This is a genomic window from Pacificibacter sp. (assembly GCF_039769035.1).
Taxonomy (GTDB): domain Bacteria; phylum Pseudomonadota; class Alphaproteobacteria; order Rhodobacterales; family Rhodobacteraceae; genus Celeribacter.
In genome coordinates, this window is record NZ_JBDMZG010000216.1 from 1 (window position 1) to 5,001 (window position 5,001).

The window sequence follows — 5,001 nt, forward strand, 5'->3', positions numbered from 1 at the left end:
TCTACGATCTGGTTGACGACGTGAAAGCAGCCGCCTCTGGCCTGTTGTCCGCAGAAATCCGCGAAAACTTCATCGGTTACTCAGAAATCCGCGAAGTCTTCAAAGTGTCTGGCGGCGTTGGCAAGGTTGCGGGTTGTCTCGTTACCGAAGGTGTTGCACGTCGCTCCGCTGGGGTGCGCTTGTTGCGTGACAACGTGGTTATCCACGAAGGCACACTCAAGACCCTCAAACGCTTCAAGGATGAAGTCAAAGAAGTTCAGTCAGGCCAAGAATGTGGTATGGCGTTCGAGAACTACGAAGACATCCGTCCAGGCGACGTTATCGAGATCTTCGAACGTGAAGAAGTTGTGCGCAAACTCGACTAATCGCGGCGACATTCAAATGCTAAAAAGGCGGGCTTTAGGGCCCGCCTTTTTTATGGTTGTGAAAACCAACGCTGTAGACATCAGGACTGTCGCCAATTTAAGAAATTGGCTTACCTTCAAAAGTTTTGTCGCCAACACGGACAACAATCTTGCCCGCAGCTGCTTCGCGAACGAACTGGCCCTGTACAGATATGTACTGGCCGAGTGAGATAGAGCGCATCATTGTAAATTTCCCAATTGTCGATGATTGGTTAATTATATTTTGACTCTATGAAAATGTTGCATTCAAATTTTACACAAAGGGCCAAAAACAGCACAAATTTTGGTCGTTTTGGAAGAAAACACGTAAGCCTAGCGCCTAGGAAGCGACGTATCGTCAAATCCAGTCGCGCAGAATGGGAATCAGTGGAATGTCTGCTTCGGGCATCGGGTAATCACGCAGATCATTTGGCCGCACCCATTTAAGCGTCTGTCCTTCACGCGCTTGCGGGATTCCGTTCCATTTGCGGCAGGCGAAAACCGGCATCAACAGATGAAAGTTGTCGTAAGAATGCGATGCAAAGGTCAGTGGGGCGAGACAGGAATCCCATGTCTCAATGCCCAGCTCCTCATGCAATTCGCGCACCAAAGCCTGCTCTGGCGTTTCGTTTTCTTCGATTTTTCCACCAGGGAATTCCCACAAACCAGCCATGGATTTTCCCTCGGGCCGTTGCGCCAACAAAACGCGGCCATCGGCGTCGATCAGAGCGACGGCAGAGACAAGAACAAGTTTCATATATGCCCCTAGGACCGATAGTCGGCGTTGATGGTGATGTAGCCGTGGGTGAGATCGCAGGTCCACATCGTGCACTGCGCATCACCAAGCCCAAGATCGGTACGAATAACGATGTGCTCGTTTTTCATATAAGTTGCGCCAGCGTCTTCGGAATAATCAGGGGACACCCAGCCGTTTTCCGCGACCAACACGTCACCGAACCAAATGGACAATAGATCGCGGTCAGCCGTGGCGCCGGACTTGCCAACAGCCATGACAACACGGCCCCAATTTGGGTCCTCGCCAGCGATCGCTGTTTTCACAAGCGGGGAATTTGCGATGGACGACGCGACCTTGCGTGCGTCTGCATCGGTTTTTGCGCCCGTCACTTGTACTTCGACAAATTTGGTTGCGCCTTCCCCGTCTTTGACCACGAGGTGCGACAGCTCCAGCATCACGCTTTGCAACGCTGCGTGGAAGGCAGCGGCCTCGGGTGTGTCAGGAATGATCTCTGCCGCTGCGGAGCAGCCTGTTGCAGCCACGAGAAGCGTGTCGGATGTCGAGGTGTCGCTGTCTACCGTGATGCAGTTGAATGACGTGTCTGTCGCAGCAGAAACCAAGCTTTGCAGAGCAGGCTGTGAAATTTTGGCGTCAGTGAATATGTAGACCAGCATGGTTGCCATATCAGGCGCAATCATGCCGGACCCTTTGGCAATGCCGGAAATTTTGACCAGCTCATCGCCGATTTTCACTTCGGCAGATGCGCCCTTTGAAAACGTGTCGGTTGTCATGATGGCCTCGGCCGCATCGCTAATAGCACCGGCATCAAGGCCAGCCTTCAACACATCGATGCTCGCGGTGATCCGTTCCCATTTCAGCGGTTCGCCAATGACACCAGTAGACGAGGTGAAAACGCGGTCTTCATTGATCTGCAAACTGGCAGATACGGCCTGAGAAATTTTGTCGACAGCTTCACGGCCGTACTTACCTGTAAAGGCGTTGGAGTTGCCGGAATTGACGAGAATGGCAGCGCCGCCCGTGGCGTCGCTACCGAGTTTGTTTTGACAATCAAGGACCGCAGAAGAGCGTGTCGAAGACTTAGTAAACGTGCCCGCAATGACACTGCCTGCGCAAAGCTCAGCCAGCATAACATCCGTGCGCCCCGCGTATTTGACGCCCGCTGCGTGCGTTGCAAATGTCACGCCATCGATAACGGGAAGATTTGGAAATCCTCCAGCTGGTGCAAGCGGAGATACGGATTCAATATTGGCCATGTCGGGTGTCCCAGATGTCTGTCGTGCAATTAGTCGTTCAAGAGGGCGTCGTCGCGCAACACTGCAGGATCGATGCCTTCGGTGCGCTCAACCGTGGCCGCAGCCTCCATTTCTTCCAATTTTGCGCGAATAGCGGCGTCTTCGATGCCTGCGGCAAGCTCGGCACGCTCATCTTCAAGTGCAGGCGCTTCTGCCAAACGGGTGTCGACAAGCTTGATCACATGCCAGCCAAATTGCGTTTGCACGGGTGCAGAAATTGATCCAGCCTCCATCGCGACGACGGCTTGTTCAAAAGGCGCGACCATCATGCCAATACCAAACCAGCCAAGGTCACCACCATTTGGACCTGAAGGACCAGTTGATTTTGACTTCGCCACGTCCGCAAAGTCTGCGCCCTCTTCAAGCTCGGCGACAATTGCCTTCGCGTCTTCTTCTGTTTCGACCAAAATATGCGCTGCGTTAAATTCACGCGCAGGTTCGAAGCTCGCGTATTTTGCGTCGTAGGCCGCTTGAATTGCTTCATCCGTTGACGCAGATTTGGCGATTTCTTGAATGGCTGCACCCGCAATGACGATGCGTTGTTCATTTTCGATTTGGATCTGAACGGCTTTGCTCACATCGCCTGCAGATTGCTTCAAAAGCTCTTGCTGAATGATTTGATCCAAGATGCCGTTGTACAACTGGCTGTCTTCCATGTCTTGGTATTGAGGCGGCAAAGACGCGCGCGCTGCAATGATGTGACCAAGCGTGATGGCTTGACCGTTCACAGTTGCGACCACTGTGTCAGAGGTTGGGTCTTCTGCAAACGCGCTCGATGTGATGCTCAAAGCACCGAAAATGGCGGCTGCGATCACTTTTGTGTGGTATTTCATACGGAAAATCCTTCCTGTCGCCGACTATTCGCGGCGCAACATTGACACTATAGGCACGGCCCCTTACATCGCTTTAGGTCTGGGTAGAGGTGCCTTCGGAACCGTTTTATGGTCTCGCAGGCAGCGGGGCAATCCCTCCTCTCACACGATCCTGTCAAGACGCACCGAGCGGAGAGAATATGCTAGGCATTGGAACAATCGCCAAGAAGGTTTTTGGGACCCCCAACGACCGAAAAGTAAAAGCAACTCGCCCGATCGTGGCGAAGATCAATGCACTGGAATCTGAGTTCGAACAACTCAGTGACGAAGGCTTGATTGCAAAGACAGAAGAATTCAAAGACCGCGTCGCCAAGGGCGAAGCGCTTGATGCGATTTTGCCTGAAGCCTTTGCGAACTGTCGCGAAGCTGCGCGCCGCGCGCTTGGCCTGCGGGCATTCGATACGCAGCTTATGGGCGGCATCTTTTTGCACCAAGGCAACATTGCAGAGATGAAAACGGGTGAGGGCAAAACACTTGTCGCCACCTTCCCATCCTATTTGAACGCGCTGACTGGCAAGGGCGTGCACGTTGTGACCGTCAACGAATACTTGGCCAAACGCGACAGTGAATGGATGGCCAAGGTCTTTAACGCTTTGGGCATGACTTGTAGTTCGGTGCATTCCGAGTTGTCACCAGAAGACAAAAAGGCCGCATACAATTGCGATGTGACCTACGCCACGAACAACGAACTTGGGTTTGACTACCTGCGCGACAACATGAAAACTGAAATCGGTGAACTCATGCAGCGCGGTCACAATTTTGCGATTGTCGATGAGGTCGATTCGATCTTGATTGATGAAGCGCGGACGCCGTTGATCATTTCTGGCCCGTCTGATGATCGGTCTGAATTGTATGTGACGATCAACGCCTTGATCCCCGAGTTGTCTGACGAGCACTATGATCTCGACGAAAAGACACGCGGCATTTCATTTACCGAGGAAGGCAATGAATTCCTCGAACAGCGTTTGTTGGCTTTGGGCATTTTGCCAGAAGGACAAACCCTCTACGATCCGGAAAGCACAACTTTGGTGCACCACGTGAACCAAGGTTTGCGGGCCCACAAGCTGTACCAAAACGGCACACAATACATCGTGCGTGATGGCGAAGCGATGCTGATCGACGAACACACTGGCCGCATGATGTCAGGACGCCGTCTGTCAGAAGGTCTGCACCAAGCCATTGAAGCCAAAGAAGGTTTGCAAATTCAGCCGGAAAACGTGACGCTAGCCTCAGTGACGTTCCAAAACTACTTCCGTCTGTATGGAACCCTGTCTGGGATGACCGGTACGGCGGCCACCGAAGCCGAAGAATTTATGGAAATCTACAACCTTGGCGTTGTTGAAGTTCCGACAAACCGCCCCATTCAGCGCATCGACGAACACGACCGCGTGTACCGCACGGAACGTGAAAAAATCGAAGCGGTTTTGGCGTCCATTCGCAAAGCGAACGAAAAGCAGCAGCCTGTGCTTGTTGGCACAACTTCGATTGAAAAGTCCGAACAGCTTTCGGCGCTTTTGACGGCTGAAGGGATCGCGCACAAAGTTCTAAACGCGCGTCATCACGAACAAGAAGCCCAGATCGTTGCCGATGCTGGTAAGCTTGGCGCTGTTACGATCGCCACAAACATGGCTGGTCGCGGGACGGATGTTCAGTTGGGCGGCAATGTCGATCTGCGCGTCATGGATGCGTTGGTCGCA

6 protein-coding genes are annotated in these 5,001 nt (G+C 52.8%); 2 read left to right on the forward strand and 4 right to left on the reverse strand.

Translation table 11 applies throughout. The annotated features are described in order from the left end of the window. Nucleotides 1-365 (forward strand): EF-Tu/IF-2/RF-3 family GTPase (locus tag ABF287_RS17020; protein WP_347186192.1); only part of this gene is annotated, 365 nt, incomplete at its 5' end. A gap of 97 nt (nt 366-462) precedes the next feature. On the opposite strand, the gene ABF287_RS17025 is transcribed toward ABF287_RS17020, so the two are convergent. From ABF287_RS17025 to ABF287_RS17040, 4 genes are all read right to left on the reverse strand, one after another. Then, a complete protein-coding gene (locus ABF287_RS17025; RefSeq protein ID WP_347186193.1) occupies nt 463-588 on the reverse strand; it encodes a hypothetical protein in 126 nt (41 codons plus the stop codon). Nucleotides 589-741: 153 nt separating this feature from the next. Continuing rightward, a complete protein-coding gene (gene mutT, locus ABF287_RS17030) occupies nt 742-1,140 on the reverse strand; it encodes an 8-oxo-dGTP diphosphatase MutT (RefSeq protein ID WP_347186194.1) in 399 nt (132 codons plus the stop codon). An 8-nt stretch (nt 1,141-1,148) separates the two neighbouring features. Next, a complete protein-coding gene (argJ, locus tag ABF287_RS17035; protein ID WP_347186195.1) occupies nt 1,149-2,393 on the reverse strand; it encodes a bifunctional glutamate N-acetyltransferase/amino-acid acetyltransferase ArgJ in 1,245 nt (414 codons plus the stop codon). Between the two features lie 29 nt (nt 2,394-2,422). Continuing rightward, a complete protein-coding gene (locus tag ABF287_RS17040) occupies nt 2,423-3,265 on the reverse strand; it encodes a peptidylprolyl isomerase (RefSeq protein ID WP_347186196.1) in 843 nt (280 codons plus the stop codon). Between the two features lie 179 nt (nt 3,266-3,444). On the opposite strand from ABF287_RS17040, the gene secA reads away from it, so the two are divergent. Next, nucleotides 3,445-5,001: preprotein translocase subunit SecA (gene secA / locus ABF287_RS17045; RefSeq protein ID WP_347186197.1), on the forward strand; the 1,557-nt coding region annotated here is incomplete at its 3' end.